The sequence below is a fragment of the Deinococcus sonorensis KR-87 genome (assembly GCF_040256395.1).
Classification (GTDB): domain Bacteria; phylum Deinococcota; class Deinococci; order Deinococcales; family Deinococcaceae; genus Deinococcus; species Deinococcus sonorensis.
Genome location: NZ_CP158299.1, coordinates 467,870 through 482,080, shown reverse-complemented (window position 1 = coordinate 482,080; position 14,211 = coordinate 467,870). Strand labels below are relative to the sequence as shown.

The 14,211-nt window shown below is 72.2% G+C and carries 9 protein-coding genes; 5 read left to right on the top strand and 4 right to left on the bottom strand.

The features are described 5' to 3' along the window. Positions 1 to 126 precede the first annotated feature (126 nt). The 3 genes from ABOD76_RS07675 to ABOD76_RS07665 all read left to right on the top strand — a co-directional run bounded on the left by ABOD76_RS07675 (position 127) and on the right by ABOD76_RS07665 (position 3,420). Entirely contained in the window at positions 127 to 1,362 is a 1,236-nt protein-coding gene (locus tag ABOD76_RS07675; protein WP_350244220.1) for a hypothetical protein, read from the top strand. Between the two features lie 70 nt (positions 1,363 to 1,432). Then, positions 1,433 to 2,287 carry a hypothetical protein gene (locus ABOD76_RS07670; protein ID WP_350244219.1) on the top strand — a complete coding sequence of 285 codons (855 nt, stop codon included), beginning with the start codon at positions 1,433 to 1,435 and terminating at the stop codon, positions 2,285 to 2,287. After that, a complete protein-coding gene (locus ABOD76_RS07665) occupies positions 2,284 to 3,420 on the top strand; it encodes a hypothetical protein (RefSeq protein WP_350244218.1) in 1,137 nt (378 codons plus the stop codon). The genes ABOD76_RS07670 and ABOD76_RS07665 overlap by 4 nt, the downstream gene beginning before the upstream one ends. A gap of 58 nt (positions 3,421 to 3,478) precedes the next feature. Here ABOD76_RS07665 and ABOD76_RS07660 read toward each other — a convergent pair whose 3' ends face one another. Then, the gene (locus tag ABOD76_RS07660; RefSeq protein WP_350244217.1) at positions 3,479 to 6,850 is read right to left on the bottom strand and encodes a BTAD domain-containing putative transcriptional regulator; all 3,372 of its coding nucleotides are present in this window, start codon (positions 6,848 to 6,850) and stop codon (positions 3,479 to 3,481) included. A gap of 345 nt (positions 6,851 to 7,195) precedes the next feature. Beyond that, the gene (locus ABOD76_RS07655; RefSeq protein WP_350244216.1) at positions 7,196 to 8,641 is read right to left on the bottom strand and encodes a PLP-dependent aminotransferase family protein; all 1,446 of its coding nucleotides are present in this window, start codon (positions 8,639 to 8,641) and stop codon (positions 7,196 to 7,198) included. A 74-nt stretch (positions 8,642 to 8,715) separates the two neighbouring features. On the opposite strand from ABOD76_RS07655, the gene ABOD76_RS07650 reads away from it, so the two are divergent. After that, the gene (locus ABOD76_RS07650) at positions 8,716 to 9,258 is read left to right on the top strand and encodes a GNAT family N-acetyltransferase (RefSeq protein WP_350244215.1); all 543 of its coding nucleotides are present in this window, start codon (positions 8,716 to 8,718) and stop codon (positions 9,256 to 9,258) included. Between the two features lie 145 nt (positions 9,259 to 9,403). On the opposite strand, the gene ABOD76_RS07645 is transcribed toward ABOD76_RS07650, so the two are convergent. Both ABOD76_RS07645 and ABOD76_RS07640 read right to left on the bottom strand, forming a co-directional pair. After that, positions 9,404 to 10,201 (bottom strand): hypothetical protein, encoded by a 798-nt coding sequence (locus ABOD76_RS07645; RefSeq protein WP_350244214.1) that lies wholly within the window; start codon positions 10,199 to 10,201, stop codon positions 9,404 to 9,406. A gap of 17 nt (positions 10,202 to 10,218) precedes the next feature. Further along, the gene (locus ABOD76_RS07640) at positions 10,219 to 11,478 is read right to left on the bottom strand and encodes a CHASE2 domain-containing protein (protein ID WP_350244213.1); all 1,260 of its coding nucleotides are present in this window, start codon (positions 11,476 to 11,478) and stop codon (positions 10,219 to 10,221) included. A gap of 275 nt (positions 11,479 to 11,753) precedes the next feature. On the opposite strand from ABOD76_RS07640, the gene ABOD76_RS07635 reads away from it, so the two are divergent. Then, a complete protein-coding gene (locus ABOD76_RS07635) occupies positions 11,754 to 14,210 on the top strand; it encodes a CHAT domain-containing protein (protein WP_350244212.1) in 2,457 nt (818 codons plus the stop codon). Position 14,211: the final 1 nt, after the last annotated feature.

Sequence of the window (14,211 nt, the reverse complement as noted above, 5' to 3'; positions counted from 1 at the left end):
GCGCTCCAACCGCATGCGCTGGACAGCACGCCAGGGCGAATCATCGGAAATACATCCGGTTCGGTCTACCTTCTCGTCGTCTTCGCTGCGTCTGGCGCGGCTCCCGTGACGACGGAAAGGAACCTGATGAACCACCGCATGATGATTGCCCTCAGCCTCGCCCTGCTCACCCCCGCCCTGGCGGCACCCAACTCCGTTTCATACGGGGGCGTCCACACCACGCTCGATACCCAGCAGCGCGCCGACCGGACCTATCTGGACGCACAGGCGTTCGTCAAGGCGTTCAGAACCTCCCTGAACGTCAAGGCCCTGCCGAGCACCGTCTCCATCAACGGCCGCCCGTACGCGGAGGTGAACAGCCTCGCCAAAGCGCTGGGCCTGACCGTCGCCGTGAGCCGGGGAACGCTCGTGTTCGCCAAGGTGTCCGGGCCGGCCGTGATGGGCACGGCTCAGCGGCCCGGCGACGCCGCCCGGCCGGGGCAGGAGTACACCGTGGGCCGGCAGAACCCCATGAACTTCATCCTGCGCGGCGCCGAGTTCAGCGTGGGGCGGGCGAACGTCGGGGGCGGCAGCGTCATCCCGACCCGCGAGCAGAAGCTCCTGATCGTGCACTACACCCTGCACAACCCGCAGCAGCAGGACCTGCTGGTGCGCAGCGACCAGCTCAAGCTGACGGCGGTGGACGCCCAGGACGTCAACCACGACGCCGAGGACGCCCTGTCGCGCGAGGGGCAGACCACGCCGCTGGAGCTGCAGCTGAAACCGGGGCAGAGGATCGACGTGGTCACCGCCATCCTGGTGCCGGCCACCGGGCCGGTGCCGAAGCTGATCGTCCAGCCGCTCGGCGACGACCATCCGGCCGTGCTGCGCTACGACCTGCGCGGCGTGGTGAAGCCGCTGCCCGCCGCGCTCAGCACCCCCAATGACCCGGTCACCGCGCCCGCCGTGATTCCAGCGGCCCTGGGCACCACGCTGCCGCTCGGGTATTTCGACGCGCAGGTCAAGGGCGTCACGTACACCAGGGATACCTTGACGGCCTTTGCGGCCCCCGAGGACGGGCAGCAGGTGGCGGTCGTGGCCCTGACCCTCAAGAACGCGGGCAGCAAAAGCCAGTTCTACCGCGGCGACGTGTTCCCGGCGGAAGTGACGCTGGACAACGGCGAGCGGGTCAAGTTCACGGATGTGATGGTGCGCGCCGACCGCAACGCGGACGCCGAGGGCGAGCTGCGGCCGGGCGAGCAGCTCTCGGTGCGGCTGCTGGGGCTGATCCCGGACGGGCGCACCGTCGCGAGCGTCACGCTCAGCGAGAACGTCAGCGCCCTCGACGGGCTCACCCACGCCTTCACCGTCCGCGTGAAGTGAAGCGGCAGCGCTGAAGGCCACGGCTCCAGCTCGGTGCTGGTCCTCCTCCCCGAAAGGCAGATGAACCCGTATGACGCGACCCACCCCACATCCTGTGCCGCCGAGCATGGTCGCCACCCTGGCCTGCGCCGTGCTGAGTGCCGCCGCCTCGTCCTCCACCCCGCTGCCGCCCGTCACCCGTGCCGGGCAGGTGTCCCTGACCACCGTGCAGGTGCCGCTGCTGGGTCAGGGCCTGTCCACCACCGTGACGGTGGAGGCCCGCTTCGTGCCCGGCCAGGGCGAGGCCGCCGGCGTGGAGGCTCACGATGCCTGCACGGTGCAGGCAGAGGACCCCGCGGCCAGCCCGGACCAGCCGCGCCCGGACGCCTGGACGTCCGCCAGCGTTCCCGCCCGCACGCTGGACGCCGGCGATCCGCTCACCCTGCGCGGCGCCCAGCCGTACGCCCTGCTGCCGCGTACCCGGCAGGGCCAGCTGTTCTCGTACACCCTGCGCGCGCCGCTCCCCCAGGCGCCGCCGCCCGACCTGAAGCTCGACATTCCCGGCGCGGCCGGGGGCTTCCCGGCGATGAAGGGCCTGACGGTCCCGACGGTGGCGCCGCTTGCCCTCACCGCGCCGGCGGCGGACGACGTCACGCCCGACACCATCTTCCGGTGGTCGAATCCCTCCCGCGATCCGGGCGCGCTGGTGCTGCTGACCGGCCGCCAGGACGACGGGGACCTGATCTTCTCCTGCACGGCGGTGGACGACGGCAGCTTCTCGTTTCCGGCGGCCACGGCGGCGGAGCTCCGGCGCCGTGGCTTCACCGGCAGCCTGACGATGACCGGCCGGATGGTGGCCCGGGGGTATCGGCAGAACGACGCCCAGCTCGTTCTCCGGGTCATGCGCCTTCAGATGCGCCTGCCGGGCGAGGAGGGGGAATCGTGAGGCGGTCCTGGTGGCTGGCGGTGCTGCTGGGCGGCAGTGGCCTGGCGTCCGCCCTTCCGGTTCAGGGGCCGCTGGCCGGCACGCGGGCCCAGCCGTGGGGCACCGCTCCCCTGGCGTTCGTGCAGGACCCGGTGCCGCTGCCTCTCTCGCCCGGCGGCATCGCGCTGGCCGAGGCGTACGCGGGTGTCCGGCGGCAGCTCGCGGCGGCGAAGACCGACCAGGGCCGCTTCGACGCGGCGCTCCGGGCGCTGGAGAAGTGGGACGGGGACGTCAGGCGCCAGGGATACACGTCGCTGTTCCGGGACGAGCGGGCCGCCGCGTGGGCGCTGGCCGCCGCCGGCCTGACCAACGCCGCGCAGACCCTCGCCCGGCGGTGCGTGGAGGACCACGAGCTCACCGTCCTGGACGACTTGTACAAATACGCTTATTGGGCGCTGAAGGACCCGCAGTTCAACGGCTACTTCAAGAAGGAGACCCAGGCGCGCATCCGGGCGGAAGCGGAGGCGTGCGGCACCTTTGAGCTGCGCATGACGTCCAGCCTCGGCGTGACCTACCCCGCGGACGAGTACAACCTGACGGACGATGACGCGTCCGCGGAGGTGCACGCGGCGGTGACGTTCACCCTGCCGGTGCTGCCGGAGCAGACGCCCGCCCCGTGGGGCGCGGCCCCGGTCGACTACGGCTTCTACCGCACCGCCTTCGGCGAAGGCTGCGCCCGCTCGGTGGCCTTCGACCTCTCCGACCTGCAGCTGATCCGCTTCGAGCGACCGGAGCTGATGGCGCTGACGAAACAGGGCGCGCGGCTCGACTGGGACCTCACCATCGACACGGGCGAGCCCACCGAGCACGTGGAGGCCGAGTGCGCCGACGGCTCGCACGGCACCAGCTGGATGAGCTTCTGGGCCGGGCTGTTCGCCTTCTTCCACAAGGATGAGCAGAGCGCCGGGCCGCTCGCCGGGGAGCACCGCTTCACCCTCAGCACGTGGCAGCCGGGGGAGAACGGGGCGTTCCTTCAGGCGAAGTACCGGCGTTCGGGCGCCTATCCGTCTGCGGCGATCGGCCACGCCGAGGAGGACACCACCTTCAGCGTCGTGCACACTCCGCGGCCGTTGCCTTCCGCCTCAGGATCGTGATGCAGGGCGCGCCCCACGCGGGGTGATGATCCGGTGCCCGACCAATCCGATGTTCCGCTCAGGCCCGCTGCACCGCCGCCTCCAGCTCGGCCCCCGCGAGCTGCAGGATCTGCGGCACGCCCGGCGCATGGTGCAGGAAGGACGCCTGGTAGTCGGCTGGGACGTGGGCCGCCAGGGTGTCCTGTACCCAGCCGAGGGCCGCCTGCAGCCAGCGCGCAGCCTCGGGATCACCGCGCTGCTGCGCCACCAGCGCGCGGGTGAGCCGCAGCTCGCCGCGCGACACGCGCTGCGCTGGGGCGTCCGGTGCGGGCGGCACGTCCACCGGGAGGCCCGCTTCCAGCCGCGTCTGTGCCAGCCGGGTGAGCAGGGCCGGTGCACAGCCGTGCAGGTCGTACTGGCGGGCGACGTCCAGGGCCCGGCGCAGCAGCGGGAGGCGATCCGGCCCCGGCACTAGCGTGGCGCGCTGCTGCGTCAGCTTGACATCCATCATGGGCGTCCTTATGCCGAGGATGGCGGCGGTGGCGTCGTCCAGGGCCTGCAGAGCCTCGTCCGGCCGGCCCTGGGCGCCAAGGGCCTGCGACCGCACTAGGTGGGCGTCCCAGCGCCGGTTCGGCGGCAGGTCGCCGTGCTGGATGGCCGCGTCCGCCAGGGCGAGGGCGCCCTCCGGGTCCCCGAGCGACAGCAGCACCCGCGCGCGCTCCAGCAGCAGCAGGCGGGCGATGCTCGCCGCACTCTGCCCGTAGGCCGTGAAGGCGTGGTCGAGCGTGTCGAGCGCGGCGGCATAGGCGCCGCGGGCATGCAGGCAGGTGGCGAGCCCGTACGCGGCGATCACCTGGGGCGGGTCGAAGCCACGGATGTCCCGCAGGTGCGCCCTCGCGCGGAGGTAGGCCCCCTCGGCGGCCTCGACCTGGCCCGCGATGATCAGGGCGTCCCCGAGCTTGTTGGCCGCCCCGGCGGCGTCTCCGGGGTCCGTTGCCGTGGGCCCGGTGAGCCCCGCCAGACAGGCCTGCTCCGCCAGCCGGTAGTGGCGCAGGGTGTCGGCCGCGCGGCCCTGCTGCTCGGCCACCATCCCGAGCCCGGCGTGGGCGACGTACGTCCACTTCGGGTGGGCGTGCGCCTCCCCGATCACCCGCATGCGCTCAAAGCTCTCCTGCGCGTCCGGCTGGCGGCCCTGCAGGAACGCAGCGATCGCGACCGACTCGAGCAGCTCCGCTTCCAGCAGCGGCTGCCGGCTGGCGGTGGCGTGGTCGAGGCCCGCCTGTGCTTCGCGTTCCAGCAGGGTGAGGTCGCCGAACGCCAGGGCGCGGTGCGTCTGGGCCTTCGCGGCGAGCGCGCGCTGCTCGTGCGTCCTCGCGACGGCACTCAGGTGATCGGTGCGGGGCACCAGGGCGTCGCGGTCCCCCAGCGCCACCAGGCACTCGGCCTCGCGGACGGCGGCCGTGAAGTGCTCCGCGTCCGCGCCGTCCGATCCGAAGGCGGCGGCGGCGGACGCGAACAGGTCGGCGGCGGCCCGGAACAGGTAGCGTTCGTGAGCGCGCTGGGCGGCCTGCATCAGGAACGGCGCGGCGCGGCGCGGCTGCTGGCCGTCCAGCCAGTGCCGCGCGATGCGCGCTGGGTCGGCGCCGTGCTGCTCCAGGGCACGGGCCGCCGCGCGGTTCAGGGCCCCCTGGTACGCGGCGGGCGTGGCGGCCCGGACCGTCTCGGCCAGCACGTCGTGCGCGAAGCGGTCGGCGGCGATGATCTGCGCGGCCTCCAGTTCCTGCCAGTGATCCATCACATCGAGGAAGGGGGCGCCCAGCATGTCGGCCACGACGTCGACCTGCAATGCGGTCTGCAGCACGCCCGCCGCCTGAGCCACCCGCAGCGCTTGTCCCGACAGCCCCGCCAGGCGCTGGCGGATCAGTTCCTCCATGCGCGGCGGGATCGGCAGGGTCCCGGCCGGGGCCGGCCCGCCGCGCTGCACCATCAGCCGCACCGTCTCCAGGGCGAACAGCGGGTTCCCGGCGGCGTGCCGGACGAGCGGTTCGGTGAGGGCCGCGAGGTCCGGGACGTTCAGGCTGGCGATCAGGTCGCGCATCGCGTCGTCCGTGAGGGGCGGCAGCGGGACGTGCACCGCGCAGGCCTCGCGGACCAGCGGGTCCACCAGGGCCGCGGCATCGAGCTCGCCCGTGCGGAACACCGCCACGGCACGCGCGCCGTTCGCGGCGGTCGACAGCTCGCTGAGCGCGTGTCGCAGGGCGCTCAGCGACGCCGCGTCGCTGAACTGCAGGTCGTCGAGGACCAGCGCCCGGCCGCCCTCCAGCGCGGCGCGCAGCACGGTCAGGTGGGCCTGCAGGAAGCGGGTCTGGTCCGCATCGCTGGTCATCGGGGCGGGCGGCGGGCCCTCCGGCGCCACGTCCGGCAGCAGGCGCGACACCTCCACCCGCACCCAGCCGGGCAGCGTGTCGGCCGGGACGTGCTCCAGGCAGGTGCGGGCGGCGCGCGTGAGGGTCGCGTAGGGCGTGACGGGATCGCCGGGCCGCGAGGACAGCAGCAGGACCGGCCCGTGCGCCGCGGCGAGGTCCATCGCCAGCCGCGACTTGCCGCTGCCGGGCGGGCCGCTGACGAAGGCGAGCTTTCCCGCCGCCCACGCCGCGCACAGCTGGGTCCATTCGGCCGCGCGGCCGAGCAGCTGTGGCGGGCGGGTGACGTCGAGGGGGGGATGCCTGGGGAGCACCACCGCCTCCGCAGGGGGGACGGTGTCTCGGATGCGCTGCATCAGCGCGCGGGTGCTGGCGAGCGGCGCCACGCCGAGCTCTTCGCGCAGCAGGCGTTCGCACTTCCCGTACCACTCCAGGGCGCGGTGCCGGTCGCCCTGCAGGTGACACAGGCGCATCAGCGTCACGTGCGCCTCTTCGGACAGCGGGTCCTCTTCGCGCAGCTGCTGCGCCCAGCGCAGCGCGCCGGACCAGTCGCCCAGCAGCTCGGTGTCCTGCGCCAGCAGCCGCAGCGCGGTCAGCCGCGCCTCGCGGCTCCGCTCGCGTTCGTAGGTCAGCCACTCGGCGAAGTCCGGGCAGTCCTCGTAGCTGTACCCGTCCAGCAGCACCGCCGGGAAGGCGAGGAGCTGCTCGAACCGCTCCTCGCGTTGCGCCGCCCTCGCCTGGACGGCGTCCACGTTCACGTCAGGATCGAACGAGAGAATGGCCCCGCCGCTGACCAGGGGGTGGCCGGTGCGCTGCTGAAGTTTGCGGAGCGCCTGCACCAGATTGTTGCGCGCGGTGCGCTCCGGAGAGTCCGGCCACAGCAGGCTGGCCACCCGCTCACGCGAGGCGGTCGTCTCCAGCGCCAAGTACGCGAGCAGCGCGGCGGGTTTTCGCTCCAGCCGGCTGCTGGAGCCGTCCCCAGCCCACAGGGTGGGGGCACCCAGCAGCTCCAGCCGCCACGCACACATGAGCAGAGTATAAATGTCCCGTGGAGGCCGATGGATGAGCTGCCGCTGGACGTCGAGGTCAGGGGGAGGACCAGACCACAGAGGAGATCGATTGACGATCCTGGCCGCCGAGATCAATCAGCGAATGGGGCACGGGCCTGGTTGAGATGAGGGTGGCGGTGCTCAGGGACCTGACCTTCTCCACGCTTCAGGGCGGACCGGGTTGATCAAGCCTCTCCTGCACCGGCTGGGGTGCAGGTGGACTCGCCTCTGGAACAGAAGGGAGCGTCGCTCCCATGGACCAGGGTCGGGCGAACGTGCCGGATTCAGGCGAATGCCGCGGCCGACCCATCTCTGCGAGGACGTTCACACGTCCTCGTGTGCCGCGGACTGTGACGTGTGAGCTCTGGTCTCCTGCGCGCTCCCACCCCGGAACAACCGGGCAAGCCGAGAGACGCCCTCCTGCAGTTCATCGGCCGGGCGTGCGAAAGGAAGACGCAGCTGGCGCGCGAACACGCCCGCCTGGCCGAACCGTTCTCCAGCCGTCAGGCGGAGGCCGAAGCGGGGCGCCTGGGCCAGCACGGATGGTCCGACCGCCTGAGGCAGCGTCACCCACAACGAGAGGCCGCCTTCCGGGACGCGGAACGTCCACTCCGGAAAGTGATCGCGCAACTGCGTGGCCAGCACATCCCGTTGCTGCCGGAGCTGGTCCCGTCGGGGTTGAAGAGCCTGCTCCGGGTCCTGTAGCAGCCAGGCACTGGCCAGCTGTTCCACCACCGGGGTTCCCAGGTCCATCGCGGAGCGCGCGGCGGCCAGGCGTTCGGCCACATCACGGGGGGCGCGGATCCAGCCGAGGCGCAGGCCACCCCAGAAAGATTTGCTCATCGAGCCGATGCTCACCACTGCGGCCTGCCGATCATGGCTGGCGAACGGCACCGGGGGCGGGACGTCCAGGGCCAGTTCGGCGAGGGTTTCGTCGATCACGATCACGCTGCGGGTGTCACGCAGGACGCGCATGACCTGCTTCCGGACGCCGTCTGGCATCAGGTGCCCGGTGGGGTTGTGGAAGTCGGGGATCAGGTACGCGAGGTGCGGTGAAGTCTGGCGCGCGGCCGCTTCGAAGCCTGGCAGGTCCCAGCCCTCGGGCGTCAGGGCGACGGGGATGACCCGGCAGGCCGATTCCCTCAGGGTGCTCAGCGCGTGCGGGTACGTGGGCTGGTCGACCAGGACGCGGTCCCCCGGCCGGGTGAGGGTGCGGACGATCAGGCTGAACGCGTGCTGGGCCCCGAAGGTGACCACGATCTGGTCTGGAGAGGTGGGCAGGCCGCGCGCGGCGTACCGCGCCGCGACGGCCTCTCGCAGAGCGGGCAGCCCGAGGGGCGTGTACCCGTGGGTGGGGAGATAGGCGGGCAGAGCGGTCAGGGCGTGCGCGAACGCCTGGTGGATCAGACCTTCTGGGGCAGGCAGGGCCGCGACCGCGAAATCGATCAGGTGCGGGTGGGTGAGTGGGGGCAACGGGACCCCCGGCGTGCTGGCCGTCGGGGGAAGCGTGATGACGCCGCGTGTGCCGGGCCGGACCTGCACGAACCCGTCGTCCCGGAGCACGTCATAGCTCGCTTTGATGGTGTTCCGGCTGAGCCCGAGGGCATCGGCGAGCGCCCGTTCGCTGGGAAGCTGCGCCGCGAGTGGCAGTCGGCCGTCCAGGATCAGCTGTTGGATTCCCCGCGCCAGGTTGAGATACGCCGCTCCCCGGCCAGGCCAGCGGCCGAGCAGGTGCGTCAAGGTCGCCGGGGAAATCTTGCGCTGCGTCATGGGGCCAGCTTACCCAAACTGGTCCTCCTCAGGAGGTCCAGATTTTCCTAAGGTGCAGCCAGGAGGAAGCCAGCATGACCGACACCACCAAAGCTTCGGCCAGGACCAGCCACGGGGCCGTAAAGATCGCGCCGATGACGGGGACCGCGGATGAACGCGCCTTCTATGACCTGAATGCCGAGTGGATCACAGCGCACTTCGAGATGGAACCGAGTGACGTGCAGATCCTGAATCACCCCCACCGAGAGGTGATTGAGCCAGGGGGGCAGGTGTACCTCGCGCATCGGGAGGGCAGACCGGTGGGATGTGTGGCCCTGATGGCGTATGGCCCTGGCGTCTACAAGGTCGCGAAAATGGCCGTCTCCCCGGACCACCGGGGCCAGGGCACCGGACGACAGCTCATGGTTCATGCCATGGAGCAGGCCCGGCGGCTTGGCGCCCAGACGCTGTATCTGGCCAGCAGCAGCCGTCTCGTTCCTGCGATCGCGCTGTACACCTCCCTGGGGTTTCAGCGTTTGAGCGCTGAGAAATGGCCGTTCGCGCGGTTCGCCCGTGCAGATGTTTTTATGTGCTTGACGTTGGGGTCGCAAGAAGCAGGCGTATCAGACGCCACTTGACCGGAATCAGGAGGTTCGGGAGGTCCATCCAAGCAGGGGAGAGGACGAAGGGGCAGGCCCCACGGTCAACCCGGAGGACCGGGTGGTGCTGCAGGCCGCTCCTGGTGCCCCCCCTTCCGTCCGGTGTCGCCCGCTTGGTCAGGCATCACTCAAGCGTCACGAAGCACGGGTGAATCACGTCGCGGTACAGCGTCTGGGCGGCTTCGGTTTCCCCGGCGCGCAGCAGCAGGGTGTAGGCCGGCACGGTGTACCCGATCAGCCCGGTGTCGAGCAGCGCGCGGGCGCGCTCGGTCAGGGCGGCGGGGTCCAGGCCGGCCGGGCCGGGGAACTCCACCCACTGTACCGGCCCGCGGTAGATGGCCTGCTCCAGCGCGTCGCTGACCTCGACCTCGGTCGCCTGGCGCAGCGGGGCGAGCGGCAGGTCGAAGCCCTGGTCCGGCTGCGTCTGCGTCGCCTGGTACAGCAGTTGTCCCTGCGGGCCGTACACCCGCACGGTGCGCGGGTCCGGCGGGTACGTCACCGGGAGCTGCAGGGTGGGCAGCGGGTAGTCGCGGGGCAGCAGCAGGTCCGGCGCGGCTTCGCTGCACGCCTCGGCTGCGCGCGACTCGGCGTTGGTGGTGCCGGCGCTGCGGCTCTTGGGCAGCCAGGAGCGCACCACGTCGGTCAGGCTGGTCAGCAGCGAGCGGGGCGCCGGCACCTGCAGGCACTCGCCGGCCCGCAGGCTCCGGCGCACGCCGCTGGCCGTGACGCTCACCGTGCCGGCCGCCACGCACGCCTGATCGCCGGCCGAGAGCGGCACCTCCAGCGGCCCGCGGTACTCCAGCCCGGCGGGCCGCACCGTCACCCGACTGCCGGCGGGCAGCGTCAGGTGGTCGGCCGTCTGCGCGCCGGCAACGGTGAGGCTCCAGGCCACCAGGGCGGCCGCGATGGTCCTGCGCATCATCCACACTCCTTCGCCGCTCACAGCAGCTTCGCCAGTTTGAGGGTTTTGGTCACGAGTTTCCCGGTCTGGCGGTGAAGCGCCAGCCGGCTGAGTTCCAGGCTCAGGATCGGCAGGGCGTAATCCAGGAACCGCCCCAGGGAGCGGTACGCGAGAAAGGCGGTCAGGAACAGCAGCGCCCACATCAGCGGGTGCTCGAACGCCACGCTCCAGCCGCGCGGCAGGCCCAGGCGCTGCAGCGCGCGGGCCAGCAGGCCGCTGAGGAGCGGCGCGGCGAGCATCGCCACCAGCATCGCCAGGAACGCCGCCAGCGCCGCGAGCAGCGGCGGCACCGGCTGGAGGGTGTGGTGGTAGGTGAGCAGGGTCATCAGCGCGTCGAGGTGCAGCGTGATGCCCGGCAGCTGGCCCACGGCGCTGGCGTGCTGGTCCTGGCTGGCGCGGTCGGTGCGGCCCACCACCACCACCGCGCCCGGTTCCAGCTGCACCGGATCGGCGTCCAGCAGGTCACCGGCCCGCACCACGCTCAGGCCCGGCCAGCCGTAGTCGGCGCTGTCGGCGGATGGCACGCGGTGAAAGAGGACCGGTTCGCCGTACAGCTCCGAGCGGTACACGTTGCTGGGCGGCGCCGCGAGCGGCTCTGCCTGTGACGCCTGGCAGTGGAAGCCCTGCGGCGTGGCGGCCAGCGCCAGCGCCTCGGCGGCCGGGGAGGGGCCCGGCGGCACGCGGCGGGGAATCCGGCGCACCGTGTCGCCGCGGTCGGTGATCACGTCCGGCCGCACCCAGCACAGCGACCCCGGCAGCGCGCGCACCGGCTCGCCGAACAGCTGCGGCTGCGACAGCAGCACCGGAAAGCGCCGGGGGGTGGTGAGCACCCGCAGGAGCGCCTGATCCCCGGCCGAGCGGGGAAAACGTGCAGCGCCGGTGCGCTGGAGGTCCGGTTCCTGGCTGGCCACGCTGAGGTTCAGGTCCAGGTAGAGGGCCCGCGGCTGCGCGGCGCCGAGCCGCTCCACCAGGCGGGCCAGCAGGCCGCGGTGAAACAGGTACGGGCCGGGGTTGTAGGTGTTCACCGTGGCCTGGTCGATGTCCACGAACACCACCCTCGGGGTGCCAGGCGGCGGAGCCACCGGACTCGCGAACTGGTACTCGAAGCCGGCCAGCACGTCGTACGCCTTGTCCTGCGCGTCGGCCAGGGTGTCGGAGAACCACCCGAGCCGGCCCTCGGTGGCGGCCCAGGACAGCAACAAGAACACCAGCACCGCCAGGCCGCTTTCGCGCAGCACCTGGAGTGTCTGGGGCGACGGGCGCCAGCGAGGGGGCTGAGGCGAGGTCATCTGGGCGGGCAGTTCCAGCGGGCGGCGTTCGGGGCCCGCTGGAACCGCGCGGTACTGGAGCGACGCCGCGCCACACGACAGGGATACAGGACGGAAGGCAGGAGCTTCATGCGGCGGCCGGACCTCCACAGGGCACTTCTCAGGATGAGCTCATCCTACTGTGAGGGTCGGCGCGGTTCAAGCGGGTGACGGGGCCGGTGGGCGACCGGTATGCTGCGGGCATCATGACCAGGATGTGGCGCGGCGTGCGGGCGCGCGGCGGGGCAGCGGCCCTGGCGCTGCTGCTGTGGGCCGGCAGCGCGGTGCGCCCGGTCGCCGCACAGGGCAGCGCGGACGTGCCTTCGGACGTGCTGCAGGCGGCGCAAGCGGTCGCCGCGTACCAGCAGAGCGACTTCCCGTCGGCGTTAAAGGCGTTCCAGGCCGCGTACGCCGCGCGGGCCGCGCGCCTGGGCGCCGAGTCTGTGGAGACGCTGCAGTTGCTCACCTGGATCGGCTGGACCGACGAGCAGCTGGGTCAGCCGGCCGAGGCGCTGCAGGCGTTTCAGCAGGAGCAGGCGGTGCTGGAGCGCGTGATCGGCGCGGCGTCGCTCGACAGCGCCCTGCTGGTCGCGTACATCGGCGTGGCGCAGCGCGACCTGGGCCAGCTGGACGCGGCCGACGCGGCGTTCCGGCAGGCGCTGGAGCGGCTGGACCGGCTGGTGCCGCAGGGCACCGAGAACACCGCCTGGGTGCTGCAGCAGCGCGGTCGCCTGGCGGTGCAGCGCTCGGACGACGCGGTGGCCCTGCCGCTGCTGCAGCGCAGCCTGAGCGTGTACCGGGCGGCCCTGGGACTGGACGCGCCGGAACTGGCCCCGCTCGACGAGGACCTGGCGAACGTCTTCGCGCGGGCCCGGCGCTTCAGCGAGGCGCTGCCACTGTACGCGGCGGCGCTGGCCGGGTACCAGCGCAGCTACGGGCCAGACCATCCGTTCGCAGCGCGCATCTACGCCGCCCTGGCCCAGACGTACCGCCAGTCCAGCGTCAGCGACTTCGGGAAGTCACTGGCCTATGACCGCTTATACATTGGGGCCTTTCTGGCCAACCAGCAGGCGGCCTTCCAGACGCTCGACACCGACGGCAAGGTCCGCTACAACCAGCAGCTCCGCAGCGAGCTGGAGCACTACTTCGAGACGGTGTTCATCGACCGGATGGCGGATGAGGCCGGCAGCCGGCCGCTGATCGAGGACGCCTTCAGCACCTGGCTCACGTACAAGGGGTCGGCCTTCGCGCTGGAGAACGGGCTGTCGGCGCTGCTGGGCCGGGCCGACCCCCAGTTGCGCGCGCAGGTCGAGCGGTACCTGGCGCTGCGCCGGGAGCTGGCGGCCGTGTCCACGGTGCAGCCGCTCAGTGCGGCAGAGGCGACCGCGAGCCTGACACGGGTGGCCGGGCTGCGCACCGAACTCTCCGCGCTGGAGGCACAGCTGTCGGGGCAGCTGGGCCGCTTTCAGGACCTGCTGCTGCCGGGCAGGATCGAGGCACAGGACCTGCAGGCGGTGCTGCAGCCGGGCGAGGTGTACCTGGATTACGTGTGGTCCGACAACAACCTCTTTGCCTACGCTTACCGCTGGGACGGCCGGTTGGACGTGCAGTGGCTGCCAGTCGCGGGGCGGCTGGCCCCGCAGTTTGAGGCCCTGCGGCGCGGTGCGGAGGGCGGCGCCTCCCTGGCGGCGCTGCAGCCGCAGACCACCTTCTTCTACGACCAGTTGCTGCGGCCGCTGGAAGCGTCGCTCGCCGGCGCCCACGCGCTGGTCGTGTCGCCGGACGGCCCACTGAACTTCCTGCCGTTCGAACTGCTCTCGGACGGCCACCAGGCGCTTCTGGAACGCTTCGTGATCCGCTACGTCCCGAGTGGCCGCGACCTGCTGCGCCTGCGCCGGGCCGCCGACACCGTGCCGCTCAGTCCGCCGGCGGTGTTCGGCAATCCGGCCTTCGCGGACGAGGCGGCGCCGGAGTCGGCGGCCTCCAGGGGCGTGGACCCGCCGCCCGCCACCGGGGTGCCGGGGCCACGGGCCGCGCTGCCCACCCTGGCGCGGCTGCTGCGCGGCACGGTCTTCCCAGCGCTGCCGGGCACGGAGACTGAGGCCAGAACGGTGGCCCGGTTGCTGGGCACCACCACCCGAACCTACCTGGGCCAGGCCGCCAGCAGCGCCCACCTGTTCGAACTGCGCTCGCCGTCGGTGCTGCACGTGGGCACCCACGGCTTCTTTCTTGGCACGGACCAGCAGCGCCGTCAGCTGCCCAATCCGCTGCTGCGGGTGGGCCTGGCCCTGGAGGGCGCGCAGCAGACCGTCAACGGCCGTCCGGGTGATGGCCTGCTCTCAGGGCTGCAGCTGGCGGGTCTGTCGCTGGACGGCACCCAGCTGGTGGTGCTGTCCGCCTGCGAGACCGCGCTGGGCGACGCGGTGGCGGGGGAGGGGGTGGCCGGGCTCAACCAGGCGTTCCTGACCGCCGGGGCCCGGCGGATCATCCTCAGTCAGTGGCGGGTGCCGGACGCCGAGACCGGGCAGCTGATGGCCGGCTTCTACCGCCGCTACACCGGCGGCAGCGAACCGGCTGAGGCGCTGCGGCAGGCGAAGTTGGACCTGATGCGCCAGGGCCTCCCGCCGCGCGACTGGGCCGCGTTCCTGCTGAGCGGACGGTGAT